This is a genomic window from Sphingomonas sp. (assembly GCF_965248875.1).
Taxonomy (GTDB): domain Bacteria; phylum Pseudomonadota; class Alphaproteobacteria; order Sphingomonadales; family Sphingomonadaceae; genus Sphingomonas.
Window position 1 is genome coordinate 784,099 of sequence record NZ_CBDFKR010000011.1, and the last position, 13,951, is coordinate 798,049.

Below are 13,951 nucleotides of genomic sequence, written 5' to 3' on the forward strand. Positions count from 1 at the left end.
CTTGGTCTAGAAGCGGAATCCCTGCGGCCGGGCAAACCCGGGCAGGACCACGCAATCGGAATCGACAAAGGCGTGGAGGCGAAACCCACCGGCGGTCCGGCGACCGGTCGCGAGCCTGGTCACGCCGCGCTCCAGCAATCCCGCGACGACCCGGCCGCCGGGACGCAACTGATCGATCAGCGCGGCGGGGACTTCCTCGACCGCGCCATCGATCACGAGCACGTCGAACGGCGCGCCATCGGCATGGCCCTGCGCCAGCGGCGCCTCGAACAGTGTCACCGACGGCGTCGCCGCCAACGCGGCGCGCGCGATCGCCAGCAGGTCCGGGTCGCTCTCGACCGCCGTCACGTGCGCGACGAGTTCGGCGAGCACCGCCGCCGCATAGCCACCCGCGGCCGCGATCAGCAGCACGCGATCGGCCGGGTCCAGCTCGGCTTCGGTAAGCAGCCGCGCGGTGGCGAGCGGCGGGTTGAGCGCGCGGGCGCGCCCCAGCGGAATGGCGGTGTCGCGGTACGCAACGGATGCTGCTGCTGGCGGCAGAAAGGCCTCACGCGGGATGCTCGCCATCGCCGCGACGACCCGCTGGTCGTCGACCGCATTGGGGCGCAGCTGGCTCGACACCATCGCGTGACGGGCGGCGCGGCTGCTGGCGGGGTCGAAGCTGATCATCGCGTCCTGCTTTGTCGCACAAACTGTCTTAGCTCTGCAACACAGTTGTTCACCGGGCTTGTACCGCGGCAGCGCGGCCTCGCCAAGCAACGCGGCACAGAACATGTTCAGGAGGTGGAGGCCCGACCGGGAATCGAACCCGGGTGCAAGGATTTGCAGTCCTCTGCGTCACCACTCCGCCATCGGGCCGGACGCACGGGCAAGCCCGCGCGGCAAGGCCGGGGCGCATGACGGGTAATCGCCGGGCGGTCAACCCGGCGGGCGGCCGGGAGCGAGCATGCGCGTCAGCGCCACCACCAGCGGTCGATCGGCGGGCGGCATCGGCAGCGTCGCGAGCATCGCCGCATCGGCCCAGCACAGCGCGTCGGCGGCCAGCGCCCGCGGCTCGCCACTCCAGTGATCGACACGGTACAGCAGCAGCAACAGGTGGCGCTCGCCCAGCGGCTCGCTCGCGAACGCCAGCGGTGCGCAAGCGCCGGGCGCGACGGAGATCGCCAGCTCTTCGCCAAGTTCGCGCGCCAGCGCGAGCGCGGGCGTTTCGCCGGCCTCCACCTTGCCGCCCGGGAATTCCCACAGCCCCGCCATCGCCGTTCCCGCCGGGCGGCGCTGCACCAGCACGCACCCATCCGCGCGGACCAGCGCCGCCGCCGCCACCAGCAGGATTTCCACCAATCGTTAACTCTTCGTCCCTTACGCTCATGCCATGCGGCACCTGCTCGTTCAGCTCAAGCGCCTCACCGCCGACGGTCGTGCAGCGGTCTCGGTGGAATATGCGCTGATCCTGGCGATGGTCGTGCTGGCGATGTTCGGCGCGCTGGCCAACGTCGGCAACGACACCCGCAACATGTGGAACAACATCAGCAACAAGGTCACCGCGGCACACTGACTATCGTCCGAATGGATGGCCGGCGCCTTTAAGAGTTTATCAACACCCGCGGGCTTAATCACCGGATCGCTGAAACGGGCTTCCCCGGTTCGGCCGGGTAACTGAAGCTTTGATTCAACGGAGATCGACTATGCAGACCATTCGCAAGTTCATCAAGAACAGCAAGGGCGCGACCGCCATCGAGTACGGCCTGATCGCCGCGCTCATTGCCGTCGCCGCTATCGCCGCCATGCAGGGCCTTGGCAGCAACCTCAAGAACACGTTCAACAACGTGTCGTCGAACCTGAAGTCGACCTAGTCGTTTCAGGCGAGATTGTTCGCAAGGGCGGGCGGCGGAGCTGAGGCTTCGCCGCCCTTCTTGCGTTCGCACCGGTCAATGCGGCGACGTAAACCTTTCATAACAGACGGTATGGCAGACAGCTGTCGCATTACCCGCCACACCGGGTTCCACCGTTCGGGAAGACTATCATGGCTACGCTGATGCACACCCTGGGGCGCAACACCCGCGCCGCGACGGCGATCGAATACGGCCTCATCGCCGCGCTGATCGCGGTCGCCGCCATTGCCGCGATGCAGGGGCTGGGCACCAACCTGAAGCGCACGTTCAACAACGTGTCGTCCAATCTGAAGACGACCTAGACGCCGGGACCGGTCTACAGCCGCCCCATCCCCAGGAACTTGTCGCGCCGCTGCCGCCGCAGCTCTTCGCGCCCCAGGCCGGCAAGCCCGTCGAGCGCGTCCCCCAGCGCAAGCTTCAGTGCGGCCATCGCGCCGCCGCGATCGCGGTGCGCGCCACCCAGCGGTTCGGGCACGATCGTGTCGATCACCCCGAACCCCTTCAGATCCTGTGCGGTCACCTTCATAGCCTCCGCCGCCTCCGCCGCCTTGTCGGCGGTGCGCCACAGGATCGAGGCACAACCCTCCGGCGAGATCACCGAATACACCGCGTGTTCGAACATCAGCACGCGGTTGGCCGCGGCCAGCGCCACCGCGCCGCCCGATCCGCCCTCGCCGACGATCGCCGCCACGACCGGCACGCCCGCCCGCAGGCACGCCTCGGTAGAGCGCGCGATCGCTTCCGCCTGTCCCCGCTCCTCCGCCTGGATGCCGGGAAACGCGCCCGACGTATCGACCAGCGTCACGATCGGCAACCCGAAGCGGTCGGCCAGCTCGACCAGCCGGATCGCCTTGCGATAGCCTTCGGGCTTGCCCATACCGAAATTGTGCCGGAGGCGGCTGGCGGTGTCGTCGCCCTTCTCATGCCCCAGCACCATGACCTTGCGGCCCCGGAACAGCGCGAACCCGCCCAGGATCGCTTGATCGTCGGCGAACGCGCGGTCGCCCGCCAGGGGCACCCACTCGTCGAACAGCCCGGCGACGTAATCCTTGAAGTGCGGCCGCTCGGGATGCCGCGCGACCTGCGTCTTCTGCCACGGAGTCAGCCGAGCGAAGGTATCGCGCAGCAGCTTGTCGGACTTCGCCTGCAGCCGCGCCACCTCGGGACCGATGTCGATCCCGCCCGCGCTCTCGCGCAGCTCGTCGATCCGGCCCTGCAGCTCGGCAATGGGTTTCTCGAAATCGAGGAAGCTCGGCATGGGCTGGCGGGCTAGGACCCGGTGCGGTTCAGGTCAACCGAGGGTGCACCCTTGCGCGATGCGAGCACTTCCGCCAGCGGATGCCGCGCATTGACCAGCTCGACCAGGCGGCTGGCGTCGACATGGGTATAGATCTCGGTGGTCGCGATGTCGGCATGGCCCAGCATCGCCTGCAGCGCGCGCAGGTCGGCGCCGCCCTCCATCAGGTGCGTGGCAAAGGCGTGGCGCAGCACATGCGGCGAAACGCGGTCGGGCGGCACCCCGGCCGCGGCGGCCAGCGCCTTCACGAGCTGATAGAGACGCAGGCGGGACAGGTGCCCAGCCCCCTTCTGGCCGCCGGACGGGAACAGCCATGCCGCGTCCGCCGGCACCCGCGCCCGCCAGGCCGCCACCGCAGCGCGCGCGCGATCGGACAACGGCACCATCCGCTCGCGCCCGCCCTTGCCGCGCAGGATGAGAAACGGCCGGTCGGGATGAATCGCGCTGCGCGGCAGGCTGACCAGCTCGCTGGCGCGGAGTCCCGATCCGTAGAGCAGCTCGATCAGCGCGGCTAGGCGCAGGTCCAGCGGCGCCGGCGGGGTGCGGGCCAGCCGCTCGGTGAGCGCGGCGAACAGGCGATCCACATCGGCATGGCTCAACGTCCTGGGCAGCGACCTGCCCGCGCCCGGCCGCGGCAGGGCGGCGCCGGGATCGTCGGTGCGGTGGCCTTCGTCGGCGAGGAAGGCGAAGAACCGCCTGAGCGCCGCCGCCTTGCGTGCGACGGTGGCGCGAGCGAGGTCCGCCCAGCCGCCCGCGACCTTCTGCAGCGCCGCGGCATCGGCCTGGACCAGCCGTCCGTCCAGCGTATCGGACGCGAGGCGCAGGTCAGAACGGTACGCTGCCAGCGTGTTGCGCGCCGCCCCCGCCTCGGCCCCGAGCATTTCAAGAAAGCGGTCGATCAGCGCCGCGTCGTTCACCTCACGACCGCGCGATCGCTTCCGCCGCGATCATGCGCGCTTCGCCGTCGAGTCCGACCGCATGCAGCGCGCCGACGATCCGGTACAGGGCGGCGGGCGGCACGCCGCGCCAGTCCGCGCATTGCATCCCGATCGCGCTCAACAGCAGCACCGTGCCCGGCTGCCCCGCCGCCGCCGCGCGGTCGAGCGCCCGCGTCCAGCTGTCCGCCGCGCCGATCCGCACGTCCAGCGCCGCCGCACCGCGTTCGACATCCGCCGGGGTCAGCCGCCCAAGCCCCGCCATCCCGGCGAACAGCAGCCGCTGCTTGCGCGCCGCATCGCCCGTCCCGGCATAGCCCGCGAGGTCGCCGTACGACAGCGTAGACCCTGCCGGATCGGCCAGCACCAGCATCGCCCACGCATCGCCGCCGCGCGGCGCGGCGCTGCGCCAACGTTCGGCGGCGCGGTCGAGCCCGGCGGTCAGCATCGATCCGACCAGCCGATCGGCCGCCGCCTCGTCGGCCCGCACCGGCACCCCCGCCGCCGCGCGCGCGGTCAGCACCAGCCGCCCGTATGGCGCGGCCGCGCCGTCTCCCCACAGCCGCTTCATCGCCGCCACCCGCGCCTCTGCGTCGCGCGCGGTATAGGCGGTGGCGAGATCGCCCGCCGCGGTGCGCGACGGCGCGTCGGCCTCGTCGTCGTCGAGCACTTGCGCGTAAAGATCCACCAGCGCCGCGCTCGACAACACGCCCTGCGCCGCCGCCGCGTCCGCCGCCCTGATCCGCGCAGGCGGCGCGACGGCGGGCGCCAGCGCCTGCCAATAACGGACCTGCGGGCCGACGGCGGCGAGCAGCGGGTCGGGCACCGGCACGCCCGTTGCGGTCGCCAGCCCGAATCGCCAGGCGGTGAGCGTATCGACGCCCGTCCATTCGATCGTGATCGCCTCGCGCCCGGCGGCACCCGCGCCGACCACCTTCTGCGCGAGCAGCAGGTCGATGCCGCCCGCGACGCCGCGGCGGCGCACCCCGTCGATCAGCGTCTGGGCGTGGGCTGGCTCACCGCGCAGCCCCGCGCACATCGCCTGCGCCACCGTCCAGCCGCGCTCTCCCGTCACCGCCGCGCCGCGATCGGCGAGCGGACACAGGCCCGCGACATCGCCGTTGGCGAGCTGGGCATTGAGCGCGACCTGATACAACTTCGGCGTGTAATCGGCGGCGTCGACGTCCTGCACCAACGCCCGCGCGCCGGTCGATTCGCCCATCCGCAGCAGCAGCCACGACCGCTCGGCGGCGAAATCCGCGCCGTCGGCGTTGCGCGGCGTATCGAGCTCCGACAGCAGCAGCCGCCGCAGTGCGATCGACAGCCAGCGCGACGGCAGCGGCGCCGACAGCCGCCGCATCAGTCGCTCGACGAACTGCCCGTCGGCGCGCCCGAATGCGTCCGGCGCGAAACCGCCCGTCCTGACCGGCCCGAGCGTCGCGGTGCCGCGTCGCGCAAAGGGCGGTATCTCGTAGTAGGCGGCGGTCGCGGGATCCAGCTGCACCGGCGTCGGTGTCCCCGTCGGCGTCGGGGTGGGCAGCGGCGGCTCGCTGCCTGGATCAGCGTGCAAGGGCTGTATGGCGGGCGAGGCGGGCGCCGGTGTCAGCGTCGGGCCGGCGGGCGGCCGGGGCGTGCGTGGGGCCGGTTCGGCAGTCGCGGGCGGCGGTGCCGGCTGCCCGAAGCCCGGCGGCAGGATCGATTCGGGTCGATCGCGATCGCGGTCCTGCCCCAGCGCCGGAAGGGCCAGCCCTCCCAGCGCCAACGCCAGCAGCGCCTTACGAGAGGTTCGCAAGGTCGACTGCCTTCTCCACATGCGTGCGCGGCTGCTCGTGCGCCCGGCCCGCGAAGAAGAAGGTCGCGCCCATCAGTAATGCAAGGATGAGGACGACGATGACGAGCAGGCGGGACATGACCAAGCGGAACCTTCACGATCGCGCCCTTGCGAGCGCGCCGCCTGCTCTATAGCCCCGGCCCGGTGTTGCAAGGCCGCGCCTCCTCCCCCGCCTGGGACGGCCCGACGATCGTGCTGGTCGGGCTGATGGGCGTCGGCAAGTCAACGGTCGGGCGACGGCTGGCGCAGCGGCTCGGCCTGCCCTTCGTCGACGCGGACGTGGAGATCGAAGCGGCAGCGGGGATGACGATCGCCGAGATCTTCGACCGGTTCGGCGAGCCCTATTTCCGCGATGGCGAGCGGCGCGTGATCCAGCGCCTGATCGACGGCACGCCCAAGGTCGTCGCGACCGGCGGCGGCGCGTTCATCAACGACGACACGCGCGGGCTGATCCTGGCGGCGGCAACGGCGGTGTGGCTCGATGCCAGTCCGGCAGTGCTGGCGGAGCGGGTCAAACGGCGCGACACCCGCCCCCTGCTGCGCAACCGCGATCCGCATCAGGTACTGACCGAACTCGCCGAGCGCCGCAACCCGCTCTACGCGCTCGCGCCGATCCACGTCGCCAGCCACAAGGCCCCGCACGAGAACACGGTGGCGGCGATTTTACGGGCAATTGGCCGATGAGGCGCAATGCTTCTCCGCCCCCGCTCTGCGTGCGAGGTGGCGCGCGCGCCGCGCGCGACGGAGGGGCGACCCCGCTTCAGAGGTGGTCCCCCCTCCACCATTCGGCCATCGCCGGGCGTTCCCCCTCCCCCGCAGAGCGGGGGAGATGATGGGAGGAGCCATGACCCGGATCGAGGTCGTGCTCGGCGACCGCAGCTATCCCGTCCTCATCGAAGCCGGCCTCCTTACCCGCGCCGGCGAACACCTGGCGCCGCTCGCCGCCGGGCGTCCGCTGGCGATCATCGCGGACGCGAACGTCGCGCCGCACCTTGCGACGCTGACCGCCGCGCTCGACGCCGCCGGCATCGCCTGGCGCGCCACCAGCGTCGCCGCGGGCGAGGCGAGCAAAAGCTGGGCGACGCTGGCAGCAATCTGCGATCAGCTGCTGGCCTGGGGTGTGGAGCGGCGCGACGTGATCATCGCGCTCGGCGGCGGCGTCGTCGGCGACCTGGTCGGCTTCGCCGCCGCGATACTGAAGCGCGGCGCGCGTTTCGTGCAGATCCCGACGACGCTGCTGGCGCAGGTCGACAGCTCGGTCGGCGGCAAGACCGGGATCAACACCGCGGCGGGCAAGAACCTGGTCGGTGCGTTTCACCAGCCCGAGCTGGTGCTGATCGACCCGCTGACGCTCGATACGCTGCCCGCGCGCGAGCTGGCCGCCGGCTATGCCGAGGTGGTGAAATACGGGCTGATCGACGACGCAGATTTTTTCGCCTGGTGCGAGAACAACGGCGCGGCGCTGCTCGCGGGCGACGCGACGGCGCGCGCGCACGCCATCGCGCATGCGGTAGCGGCCAAGGCGCGGATCGTCGCCGCCGACGAGTTCGAGACCAACGGGACCCGCGCGCTGCTCAACCTCGGCCATACCTTCGGCCATGCGCTGGAGGCGGCGGCAGGGTTCGACGGCTCGCTCCTACATGGCGAGTCTGTGGCGGCGGGCTGCGCACTGGCGTTCAGCTTTTCCGCCTGTCATCGCGATTGCCCCGACGCGGATGTGCTGCGCCTGCGCCGCCACCTCGCTCAAGCCGGGCTTCCGAACAGCCTTGCCGCAACGGGGGTGCGGGCCGGCGCGGCCGAGCTTGTCGCCCACATGCGCCACGACAAGAAGGCGAGCGGCGGCGCCCTGCCCTTCCTGCTCGCGCACGGCATCGGGCGGACCTATCTCGACCGCTCGGCCGATCTCGCCGAGGTCGAGGCGTTCCTCGACGCGCAGCCCCGCTGATGCCCAACGGCGTCGCTAAGCGCGACCTGCCGACCAAGACCTGCCCCGCCTGCGGGCGGCCGTTCGCCTGGCGCAAGAAGTGGGCGCGGGACTGGGAGAGCGTTGTCTATTGTTCGGATACGTGCCGGAAGAAGCGATAGCCTCGTCAGCCCCGCGCCAGCGCCCCCGCGAGCCACAGCCAGCCCACGATCATCAGCAGCCCGCCCAGCGGCGTGACCGGCCCGAACACCCGGCCCGGCGCGCCCTCCGCCAGCGCATAGAGCGAGCCCGCGAACAGCGCGCTCCCTGCGACGAACAGCCAGGCCGGTCCGCGCGCGCCGAGCTGAATTGCGAGCAGCGCCGCCAATGCGTGGGCGAGCTGATACTGGCTGCCGGTGCGGAACAGCATCGCCGCGCGCTCATCGGCCCAATGCGCGCCAAAAGCGCCGGCGAGTACCGCGACCGCGCCCGACAGCGCCGCGAAAAGTCCGAGCAGGTTCATCTTGTCGTCACAGCTCCATCAATCCGTTCCAGCCGTGACGCAGCTCGTCGAGCAGCGCAGGCCCGCGCTCGACCAGCAGACACATCGCGACAATCAGCGCCGCCAAGCTCATCAGCAGCACCGCGCCCGCCGCCATGTCCTTGATAACCTTGATCTCGGGATGGCGAGCGGGGTGCATGAGGTCGATGAACCCTCCAACGCCGAATTGATCATCTCGAACGCCAGCACCAGCGTTGCGACCAGCCCCACCAGCCCCCACCAGACCGGCGACGGCCGCAGCACCAGCAGCGCCAGCACCGCCGCGCCGGCAAAGCGCAGGTGCGTGCGGAACGACCGCTCGCGCGCAACGGCCTCGCGCAGCCCCGCGGCGGCGTAGCCCAGCCGCTCGATCAGTGGGCGGCCCTTCACGACGCGGCCTCCGCGGCATCGCGCGCTTCCTGCGTGATCATCACCTCGCGCGCGGCGCGGATGTCGCCCGTTTCGACCTGCGCACGCAGCCGCTCGCGGTCGTTGCGGCGGAATGTCGCCTCGGCGCGGTCGATGTCGGGGCCGTCGACGCCGAGCGAGTCCATCGCCCGCCTAGCCATCACCACTGCCGATTCGAGCACTTCGCGCACCGCATATTCGATCGGCGCTCCTGCCAGCTTGATGACGGCGCGGCGGTCATAGGCGCGGACGAACACCGTCGCCTTGGCAAACGACTCATGCACGCCCTCCAGCAGCTCGGGCGTTAGCTGATCGCCGTCGATGCAGAAACAGATCAGCTCCGCTTCGCCCGCCCCAGCCTGGCGCAAGAGGTCCAGCCGGGTGCCGTCGCCGTAATAGACCTTCGCGCCGAACTCGCCCGCGACGTCGATCATCTCGATGTCGGTGTCGATCAGCGACACCGGAATGCCTTGCGCGATCAGCATCTGCGCAACCGTCTGACCGAACCGGCCATAGCCGACGATCAGCGCATTGGCGCCGTCGGGCCTGGGCGCTTCTCGGGTTTCGGCGGGGCCGGCGGGCTGTTGGCGAATGCGGCGGGTTATGCTCATCAGGAACGGCGTCGTCGCCATCGACACGGTGACGATCGCGCCGAACAGGCTGGCCGCCTCGGGCTGAACCAGGAGCCCCTTCTGCGCCTGTGCGAACAACACGAAGCCGAACTCACCGCCCTGGCTGAGCAGTAGCCCTAGCGCCAGCGCCGCGCGCCACGGCATCTTTAGCGCCATGCCGATCAGCGTGACGATCCCCGCCTTGGCCGCGATCAGCGCCGCCGCCATCGCGAGCACGAACAGCGGCCGCTCGGCGATCGCATGCAGGTCCAGCAGCATGCCGACCGACAGGAAGAACAGCCCGAGCAGGATCGAGCGGAACGGTTCGACATCGGCCTCCAGCTCGTGCCGATAGGGCGTGTCGGCCAGCATCACCCCTGCAATGAAGGCACCAAGCGCCGCCGACAGCCCCAGTGCCTCCATCACCGCTGCGGACGCCGCGACCGTGAACAGCGCCGCGAAGACGAACATCTCCTGCTCGCCAAGATTGCCGATCAGCCGGAACAGCGGCCGCAGCAGGAAGCGCCCCGCCAGGATCAGCCCGATGATGGCGACGACCGTGTAGACCCCAAGCAGCCACCCGGGAGGACCGGTCGCGTCGGCCGGATTACGCGACATGGCGGCGACGATCGTGATCAGCGGCACGATCGACAGGTCCTGGAGCAGCAGGATCGAAAAGGCGCGCTCGCCGAACGGGGTGCGCAGCCGCCCCGCCGATTGCAGCATCGGCAACACCTGCGCGGTCGACGACAACGCGAGCGGCAGCCCGAGCGCCAGCGCCGCAGGTCCCGTAAACCCCGCTGTCCAGACGATCGCCGCCAGCGCGACGCCACACAGCACGACCTGCGCCAGGCCGACCCCGAATATCTCCGCTTTCAGCCGCCACAGCCGCGTCGGGTTGAGTTCCAGTCCGACGATGAACAGCAGCAACGTGATGCCGAGTTCGGCCACGCCGATCTTGGATTCCGCGCCGCCGACGAGGTGCAGCACCTGCGGGCCGACCACGGCCCCCGCCACCAGATAGCCGAGCGTCGCGCCTAGCCCGAAGCGGCGGAAGAACAGGACGAAGAGCAGCCCGGCACCGAGCAGCACCGCACCCTCGGCCAGCGGCGAATCGTGCAGATGGCGCAGCGTCTGGGCGACCAAGTCAGGCATCGGCCGGGGCCGCCGCCTGGGCCGCCGCCGCTGCTGCCGCTTCGAAGGCGAGCCGGATCGACGCATGGCGCGCCGGATAGTCGCGCGCGCGCTCCAGCACCTCGACGCCGGGCCAGTCCGGCGCGTCGCGCTCGCCGGCCAGCCATGCCGCCAGCGCGTCGCTCGCCGCCGCCAGCTCGCCCGCCGTCCGGCCCGGCACCGCTGCAGCCAGGAGCGCCGACGACGCCTGGCCGAGCGCGCAGGCCCGGACCAGCAGCCCGACCTCCGTCACCCTGCCGTCGGTCAGCATCACATCCACCGTCACCCGGCTGCCGCACACCGGCGACCGGCGCTCGGCGGTGCCATCGGGCGCCGCCAGCCGCTGATGGTGGGGAATGCTCGCTGCCAGCCGCAGGATGTCGGTCGTATAGAGCGGCGCGCTCATTGCGTGTTCCCGGCAACGGCGCCGGGTTGTCCGCCGCCCTGCCGTGCGCCCCACAACGGCTCACCCCGGCGCCGCCGATCGAGCATGTCGGCCATGCCGCGGCTGGTCGAATCGAGCAGTGTGTAGGTGCGCGACGACGTCATCCACGCCGGCCGGTGCGTCCGCCCGCCATTGGCGGTGTCGATCACCAGCGCCGCGAGCAAAAAGGCCAGGCTCGCCAGAATCACGCCCTTGAGCGCCCCGAACCCGAACCCAAGCGCGCGATCGACCGGCCCGAGCACGGACGTCCGCGTCCGGCTGCCCAGCGCGTTGGCGACCATCCGCCCGCCCAGCCAGGTGAACCCGGTGATCAGTGCGAACGCCAGCACTGCCGCGCCCGGCACGGTGCCGATCACCCCGGTCAGCGCGTGCGCGAGCGGCGCGTGGAACAGCTTCAACGCGATCACCGCCGCCACCCAGGCGAACAGCGCCAGCACCTCCGTCACAAACCCCCGCCGAAACCCAAGCACCGCGGCGATGCCGACAGTGAGGAGCACGGTGACGTCGAGGGCGGTGAGAGCCATGGCTGCCTAGGTAGAGAGCGGGGCGTGGAGGCGCTACCCCCGCGCGCCCAAGTCTCACTTGCCCAGCAGATGCTCCACCAGCTGCGCCAGCCCCTTGAACCCCGAGAGACGCATGCCGCCCTCCGCGACGACGCCGCCCGGCAGCAGCGCGCGTTCGAAGCCGAGCTTGCCCGCCTCCTTCAGCCGCAGCGCCGCGTGCGCGACCGGCCTGATCTCGCCCGACAGCGCGATCTCGCCAAAGGCGACGGCGTCCGCGGGCACCGGCCGCTCGCTCAGCGCCGAGACCAGCGCCGCCGCGACCGCGACGTCCGCCGCCGGGTCCTGCACGCGATAGCCGCCCGCGACGTTCAGATAGACCTCGCAAGACGAGAAGCTGAGCCCGCACCGCGCCTCCAGCACCGCCAGCACCATTGCCAGCCGCCCCGCGTCCCAGCCGACCACCGACCGCCGCGGTGTCGCGCCGCTGGCGAGCCGCACCACCAGCGCCTGGATCTCGACCAGCACCGGGCGCGTGCCCTCCAGCGCCGGGAACACCGTCGCGCCGGTCACGCCTTCATCCCGGTGGGTCAGGAACAGGGCGGACGGGTTCGCCACCTCCGCCAGCCCGCCCGCCTCCATCGCAAACACGCCGATCTCGTCCGTCCCGCCGAAGCGGTTCTTCACCGCGCGCAGGATGCGATACTGGTGACTGCGCTCGCCCTCGAAGCTGAGCACGGTATCGACCATATGTTCCAGCACCCGCGGCCCGGCGATCGCACCGTCCTTCGTGACGTGGCCGACCAGCACCAGCGCGGACCCGCGCTCCTTGGCGAAACGGATCAGCTCCTGCGCCGAGGCGCGCACCTGGCTGACCGTGCCGGGCGCGCCCTCGATCAGGTCCGAGTGCATCGTCTGGATCGAATCGATCACCACCAGGGCCGGCGGCGCGCCGGCCGATAAGGTGGTCAGGATGTCGCGCACGCTGGTCGCCGCCGCCAGCATCACCGGCGCGTGGCCCAGCCCCAGCCGCTGCGCGCGCAGCCTGACCTGGTCCGCCGCCTCCTCGCCGGAGATATAGGCGACGCTCTGGCCCGCGAGCGCCATCCGCGCCGCCGCCTGGAGCAGCAGGGTCGACTTGCCGATCCCCGGATCGCCGCCGATCAGCGTCGCCGAGCCATGGACGAACCCGCCGCCCAGCGCCCGGTCGAGCTCCGCAATTCCCGTCTCGCGCCGCGGCGGCAGCGCCGTCTCCTGATCGAGCGCGCTGAGGCTGACGAGCCGCCCGCCGCCCTGCAGATTGTGCTTTGCCTGGAAGGGCGTGACGACCGCGCCCGCCTCCTCGACCAGCGTGTTCCACTCGGAACAGTCCCCGCACTGCCCCGCCCAGCGCGACGCGACGGACCCGCACGCCTGACAGACATAGCGCTTCTGTGGTTTCGCCATGGCACGAAGTGTAGCGGCGGAACGGGAGGGGAACAAGGGATTGACGGAGGGCGGTTTGGGCCGCAGCATCGACGCAAGGGAGTTCGTCATGACGGGACTTGTCGCAACGATCGCCGCTGCAGCCCTGCAGATCGCCACCCCCTCTCCCGCCGTGTCGATGTTGGAGCCGAATGGCCCGTGGGTCATCGAAGGGTCGGAGGGCGCCTGCATCCTGACGCGCAGCTATGGCCCCGATGCGGCCAAGATCACGGTGGGGGTCCAGCCGCTATTCAACACGCCGCGCGCCGAGATCGTCGTGCTGACAAGAGACGGCTCGACGTGGTCGGGCTCGGGGGACGGCAGCGTTCGCTTCGGCGCTGACCTGATCGAGGGAACCTTTTCCTCTTACCCTCTAGATGGCCACCGCAGGCTCACTCGGTTCGCGCTACCCGCGACAGTGCTGGACCAGATCCGGGCTGCCTCGACGATGACGCTGACTGCCCGCGGGCTATCGGTCGCTATCCGGCTGGTGCGGACCCAAGCGGCATTTGCCGGATTCGAGGGCTGTCAACGTCTGCTATTCCGATCGTGGCACGTCGACCCGGCTCAGCTGGCGCCGGATCGCACGCCCATGTCGATCAACGTCGAGAACGTCTTCCGTCCTGATGACTATCCGGAGGACGCACAGCGGCAATCGATCCAGGGGCGCGTAATTACCGTGCTCGACATCGGCACCGATGGCGCGGTTACCGGCTGCCGCGTCGTTTCGGCGGTCGTCCCGTCGCTGGACCGGGTGACCTGCCTGCGCGCGCGCCATGCTCGCTTCACGCCCGGCAAAGACGCTGCCGGTCGTCCCGAGCCCTCGATCTATGTCTTGCCCGTGCGCTGGGTGTTGCCGTATGATTGAGAAGCAAGCTCCCGACGCAAGTCCGTGGGGTATGATCAGCCTTTGCGGCGCTGCCTTTGCGCTCGGCACTGCCGCCCTTCGAT

Annotated in this window: 18 protein-coding genes, 1 tRNA gene and 1 pseudogene; 7 read left to right on the plus strand and 13 right to left on the minus strand. The window is 70.8% G+C overall.

What is annotated here, in order from left to right; genetic code table 11:
- Nucleotides 1–6: 6 nt before the first annotated feature.
- The 3 genes from ACP2AD_RS10740 to ACP2AD_RS10750 all read right to left on the minus strand — a co-directional run bounded on the left by ACP2AD_RS10740 (nt 7) and on the right by ACP2AD_RS10750 (nt 1,332).
- On the minus strand, nt 7–669 hold the full coding sequence (locus ACP2AD_RS10740; protein ID WP_425230050.1) for a protein-L-isoaspartate O-methyltransferase family protein: 663 nt from the start codon (nt 667–669) through the stop codon (nt 7–9).
- Nucleotides 670–784: 115 nt separating this feature from the next.
- Nucleotides 785–858, minus strand: a tRNA-Cys gene (locus tag ACP2AD_RS10745).
- A gap of 60 nt (nt 859–918) precedes the next feature.
- On the minus strand, nt 919–1,332 hold the full coding sequence (locus ACP2AD_RS10750) for a (deoxy)nucleoside triphosphate pyrophosphohydrolase (protein WP_425231154.1): 414 nt from the start codon (nt 1,330–1,332) through the stop codon (nt 919–921).
- 40 nt (nt 1,333–1,372) lie between these two features.
- Here ACP2AD_RS10750 and ACP2AD_RS10755 point away from each other — a divergent pair, with 40 nt between their 5' ends.
- From ACP2AD_RS10755 to ACP2AD_RS10765, 3 genes are all read left to right on the plus strand, one after another.
- Entirely contained in the window at nt 1,373–1,555 is a 183-nt protein-coding gene (locus ACP2AD_RS10755) for a Flp family type IVb pilin (protein WP_425230051.1), read from the plus strand.
- A 130-nt stretch (nt 1,556–1,685) separates the two neighbouring features.
- A complete protein-coding gene (locus tag ACP2AD_RS10760; protein ID WP_425230052.1) occupies nt 1,686–1,853 on the plus strand; it encodes a Flp family type IVb pilin in 168 nt (55 codons plus the stop codon).
- A gap of 170 nt (nt 1,854–2,023) precedes the next feature.
- Entirely contained in the window at nt 2,024–2,194 is a 171-nt protein-coding gene (locus ACP2AD_RS10765) for a Flp family type IVb pilin (RefSeq protein WP_425230053.1), read from the plus strand.
- 14 nt (nt 2,195–2,208) lie between these two features.
- Here ACP2AD_RS10765 and ACP2AD_RS10770 read toward each other — a convergent pair whose 3' ends face one another.
- Genes ACP2AD_RS10770 through ACP2AD_RS10785 form a run of 4 tightly spaced genes read right to left on the minus strand, consistent with a single transcriptional unit; the run spans nt 2,209 to nt 6,034 of the window.
- Complete coding sequence (locus ACP2AD_RS10770) at nt 2,209–3,150, minus strand: acetyl-CoA carboxylase carboxyltransferase subunit alpha (protein ID WP_425230054.1); 942 nt, start codon at nt 3,148–3,150, stop codon at nt 2,209–2,211.
- 11 nt (nt 3,151–3,161) lie between these two features.
- Nucleotides 3,162–4,106 carry a tyrosine recombinase gene (locus tag ACP2AD_RS10775; protein WP_425230055.1) on the minus strand — a complete coding sequence of 315 codons (945 nt, stop codon included), beginning with the start codon at nt 4,104–4,106 and terminating at the stop codon, nt 3,162–3,164.
- A gap of 1 nt (nt 4,107) precedes the next feature.
- Nucleotides 4,108–5,916, minus strand: coding sequence for a hypothetical protein (locus ACP2AD_RS10780; protein WP_425230056.1), 1,809 nt, complete (start codon nt 5,914–5,916; stop codon nt 4,108–4,110).
- Nucleotides 5,900–6,034 carry a hypothetical protein gene (locus ACP2AD_RS10785; RefSeq protein ID WP_425230057.1) on the minus strand — a complete coding sequence of 45 codons (135 nt, stop codon included), beginning with the start codon at nt 6,032–6,034 and terminating at the stop codon, nt 5,900–5,902. Before ACP2AD_RS10785 ends, ACP2AD_RS10780 begins: the two co-directional genes overlap by 17 nt.
- Before the next feature lie 68 nt (nt 6,035–6,102).
- Between ACP2AD_RS10785 and ACP2AD_RS10790 the strand changes: the two genes are divergently transcribed.
- From ACP2AD_RS10790 to ACP2AD_RS10800, 3 genes are all read left to right on the plus strand, one after another.
- Nucleotides 6,103–6,639, plus strand: a complete 537-nt coding sequence (locus tag ACP2AD_RS10790) for a shikimate kinase (RefSeq protein ID WP_425231155.1) — start codon at nt 6,103–6,105, stop codon at nt 6,637–6,639.
- 160 nt (nt 6,640–6,799) lie between these two features.
- Entirely contained in the window at nt 6,800–7,900 is a 1,101-nt protein-coding gene (gene aroB / locus ACP2AD_RS10795) for a 3-dehydroquinate synthase (RefSeq protein ID WP_425230058.1), read from the plus strand.
- On the plus strand, nt 7,900–8,040 hold the full coding sequence (locus ACP2AD_RS10800; RefSeq protein WP_425230059.1) for a DUF2256 domain-containing protein: 141 nt from the start codon (nt 7,900–7,902) through the stop codon (nt 8,038–8,040). The genes aroB and ACP2AD_RS10800 overlap by 1 nt, the downstream gene beginning before the upstream one ends.
- A gap of 5 nt (nt 8,041–8,045) precedes the next feature.
- On the opposite strand, the gene ACP2AD_RS10805 is transcribed toward ACP2AD_RS10800, so the two are convergent.
- The 6 genes and pseudogenes from ACP2AD_RS10805 to radA all read right to left on the minus strand — a co-directional run bounded on the left by ACP2AD_RS10805 (nt 8,046) and on the right by radA (nt 12,982).
- Complete coding sequence (locus ACP2AD_RS10805) at nt 8,046–8,381, minus strand: DUF423 domain-containing protein (protein ID WP_425230060.1); 336 nt, start codon at nt 8,379–8,381, stop codon at nt 8,046–8,048.
- Between the two features lie 7 nt (nt 8,382–8,388).
- Nucleotides 8,389–8,789: pseudogene (locus tag ACP2AD_RS10810) on the minus strand (diacylglycerol kinase).
- The gene (locus ACP2AD_RS10815) at nt 8,786–10,573 is read right to left on the minus strand and encodes a cation:proton antiporter (RefSeq protein WP_425230061.1); all 1,788 of its coding nucleotides are present in this window, start codon (nt 10,571–10,573) and stop codon (nt 8,786–8,788) included. Before ACP2AD_RS10815 ends, ACP2AD_RS10810 begins: the two are co-directional and overlap by 4 nt.
- Nucleotides 10,566–10,997: an iron-sulfur cluster assembly scaffold protein gene (locus ACP2AD_RS10820; protein ID WP_425230062.1), complete on the minus strand. Its 432-nt coding sequence runs from the start codon at nt 10,995–10,997 to the stop codon at nt 10,566–10,568. The genes ACP2AD_RS10815 and ACP2AD_RS10820 overlap by 8 nt, the downstream gene beginning before the upstream one ends.
- A complete protein-coding gene (locus ACP2AD_RS10825) occupies nt 10,994–11,560 on the minus strand; it encodes a CvpA family protein (protein ID WP_425230063.1) in 567 nt (188 codons plus the stop codon). Before ACP2AD_RS10825 ends, ACP2AD_RS10820 begins: the two co-directional genes overlap by 4 nt.
- 54 nt (nt 11,561–11,614) lie before the next feature.
- Complete coding sequence (gene radA, locus ACP2AD_RS10830; RefSeq protein WP_425230064.1) at nt 11,615–12,982, minus strand: DNA repair protein RadA; 1,368 nt, start codon at nt 12,980–12,982, stop codon at nt 11,615–11,617.
- Nucleotides 12,983–13,070: 88 nt separating this feature from the next.
- On the opposite strand from radA, the gene ACP2AD_RS10835 reads away from it, so the two are divergent.
- Nucleotides 13,071–13,868 carry an energy transducer TonB gene (locus ACP2AD_RS10835; RefSeq protein WP_425230065.1) on the plus strand — a complete coding sequence of 266 codons (798 nt, stop codon included), beginning with the start codon at nt 13,071–13,073 and terminating at the stop codon, nt 13,866–13,868.
- The last annotated feature ends 83 nt before the right edge of the window (nt 13,869–13,951 follow it).

Excerpts from the sequence above, each read along its gene's own strand:
- ACP2AD_RS10740 (WP_425230050.1), bottom strand. The coding sequence starts at position 669 with ATGATCAGCTTCGACCCCGCCAGCAGCCGCGCCGCCCGTCACGCGATG.
- ACP2AD_RS10755 (WP_425230051.1), top strand. The coding sequence starts at position 1,373 with ATGCGGCACCTGCTCGTTCAGCTCAAGCGCCTCACCGCCGACGGTCGT.
- ACP2AD_RS10760 (WP_425230052.1), top strand. The coding sequence starts at position 1,686 with ATGCAGACCATTCGCAAGTTCATCAAGAACAGCAAGGGCGCGACCGCC.
- ACP2AD_RS10765 (WP_425230053.1), top strand. The coding sequence starts at position 2,024 with ATGGCTACGCTGATGCACACCCTGGGGCGCAACACCCGCGCCGCGACG.
- ACP2AD_RS10770 (WP_425230054.1), bottom strand. The coding sequence starts at position 3,150 with ATGCCGAGCTTCCTCGATTTCGAGAAACCCATTGCCGAGCTGCAGGGC.
- ACP2AD_RS10785 (WP_425230057.1), bottom strand. The coding sequence starts at position 6,034 with ATGTCCCGCCTGCTCGTCATCGTCGTCCTCATCCTTGCATTACTGATG.
- aroB (WP_425230058.1), top strand. The coding sequence starts at position 6,800 with ATGACCCGGATCGAGGTCGTGCTCGGCGACCGCAGCTATCCCGTCCTC.
- ACP2AD_RS10800 (WP_425230059.1), top strand. The coding sequence starts at position 7,900 with ATGCCCAACGGCGTCGCTAAGCGCGACCTGCCGACCAAGACCTGCCCC.
- ACP2AD_RS10805 (WP_425230060.1), bottom strand. The coding sequence starts at position 8,381 with ATGAACCTGCTCGGACTTTTCGCGGCGCTGTCGGGCGCGGTCGCGGTA.
- ACP2AD_RS10815 (WP_425230061.1), bottom strand. The coding sequence starts at position 10,573 with ATGCCTGACTTGGTCGCCCAGACGCTGCGCCATCTGCACGATTCGCCG.
- ACP2AD_RS10820 (WP_425230062.1), bottom strand. The coding sequence starts at position 10,997 with ATGAGCGCGCCGCTCTATACGACCGACATCCTGCGGCTGGCAGCGAGC.
- ACP2AD_RS10825 (WP_425230063.1), bottom strand. The coding sequence starts at position 11,560 with ATGGCTCTCACCGCCCTCGACGTCACCGTGCTCCTCACTGTCGGCATC.
- radA (WP_425230064.1), bottom strand. The coding sequence starts at position 12,982 with ATGGCGAAACCACAGAAGCGCTATGTCTGTCAGGCGTGCGGGTCCGTC.
- ACP2AD_RS10835 (WP_425230065.1), top strand. The coding sequence starts at position 13,071 with ATGACGGGACTTGTCGCAACGATCGCCGCTGCAGCCCTGCAGATCGCC.